This is a genomic window from Neisseria sp. 74A18 (assembly GCF_001308005.1).
Lineage (GTDB): Bacteria > Pseudomonadota > Gammaproteobacteria > Burkholderiales > Neisseriaceae > Neisseria > Neisseria dumasiana.
Window position 1 is genome coordinate 1 of sequence record NZ_LGZA01000069.1, and the last position, 1,728, is coordinate 1,728.

The window sequence follows — 1,728 nt, forward strand, 5'->3', positions numbered from 1 at the left end:
GCTTCAACTTCCGCAAACCCCTGTTGCAGGCAATTATGGCCGACAGCAAAAAAGAAACCCTAAAACATTTGAATGCCTACCTCGCAGGCTGGTATGAGGGAAACCGAAAAATTCAAGGAGGCGACGGCATAATAGACAGCCACCTCGACCAAGACCCCGAATGGGGCGGCTACTACGGCTACTGGAGCTTTGAGTCCGCTGCGGTGGCTTATCTGAAAGACATCGACGATACCGAATTGCGCCAATATCTTTATTATCCCAAGGATATGGTCGATTGGGCCAGAGAGCAACGCAGAATCAAACAAAGCGAAGAACGGGATAACCGTTTACCTCTGCTACTGCCGAAGGGGGCTACCGCCCCGTTTGCAGGGAAATACGGAATAGATAACTTTATCGGCCATGAAATCATGGTAGAACAAGGCGAGCGTTTGCCTGCCGGACGTGTAAGCGCGCAATATGATGAAAACGGTGAGCCGTTATATCGCGACGACACAGTATGGCGGCTGTTACAACGGGAAGATGGTGGACATGTTCGGTTTGATGAAGAAGAATTGAAACGGTTAAAAAAATAGAAACCGGTTATGTGAGTATGTGAGAAGGCCGTTTGAAAAGAAGCAAAACTTTTCAGACGGCCTAGACATTTATCGGGTGGTAGTTTTAAAAGGCCAAAGGCCAAAACTAAATAAATATATATAAAGGAAAAGAAAATGAATAATAATGAAATCGAATATGACCGTGATAAAGATAGACAAGGTCTGTTTGATGAGGAGTTTTTTAAACAATCTTATAAGAACAATTTATGGTTTTTAGAAATTGGCTTGGAAGCAGTAAAAAATAATCCGGAAGATAGGCCGGAAACCTTAGTAGATTCTCTTTATCTATTGACAGTAACCGAATACACCGCAGGACATCCCATCGAAGCGGTCTATCAACGTTTCGAGCAGGCCATTGAATACAGCAATCTATGTTTGGCAATCGATGCCAAGCACCCTATAGACGATCCTGAATTGATTGAAGACGGCTGGACAATGTCCGTTTGGGGTGGGGGTATGGATTTAAGCGAAAGCCTGCCCAATGCTATCGGATGGTGCATCCTATTCGACCGCACCGACTGGCTGTCAATTGTCAAACGATGTTATGAACTGGATGGTTTTCGAGATGTAGCATTCGATGCTTTGGTTAACACGCGGATTCCCACGGAATTCGATCCCAAACAGAAGTTTCCCAAAGGTGGCTTCAATTTCCGCAAACCATTGTTGCAGGCAATCATGGCCGAAAGCAAAGAAGAAACGCTTAAACATCTCAATTCCTACCTTGCAGGCTGGTATGAAGGCAACCGCAAAATCGGCAACGGTATAATAGACCGACATCTTGACCAAGATCCCGAGTATGGTGGCTATTACGGTTACTGGAGCTTTGAATCCGCTGCGGTGGCTTATCTGAAAGACATCGACGATACCGAATTGCGCCAATATCTCTATTATCCCAAGGATATGGTCGATTGGGCCAGAGAACAACGCAGAATCAAACAAAGCGAAGAACAGGATAATAACCGTTTGCCTCTGCTGCTGCCGAAGGGAGCTATCGCCCCGTTTGCAGGCAAATACGGCATAGATAACTTTATCGGCCATGAAATCATGGTAGAACAAGGTGAGCGGTTGCCAGCCGGACGTGTAAGCGCGCAATATGATGAAAACGGTGAACCGCTATACCGAGAAGATACGATAT

At 45.7% G+C, this 1,728-nt stretch carries 2 protein-coding genes; both read left to right on the forward strand.

What is annotated here, in order from left to right; all coding sequences use genetic code 11:
* Positions 1-572: PoNe immunity protein domain-containing protein (locus AKG43_RS13490; protein WP_231718167.1), on the forward strand; the 572-nt coding region annotated here is incomplete at its 5' end.
* 135 nt (positions 573-707) lie between these two features.
* The coding region (locus AKG43_RS11795) for a PoNe immunity protein domain-containing protein (RefSeq protein WP_082403098.1) at positions 708-1,728 on the forward strand (1,021 nt) is incomplete at its 3' end.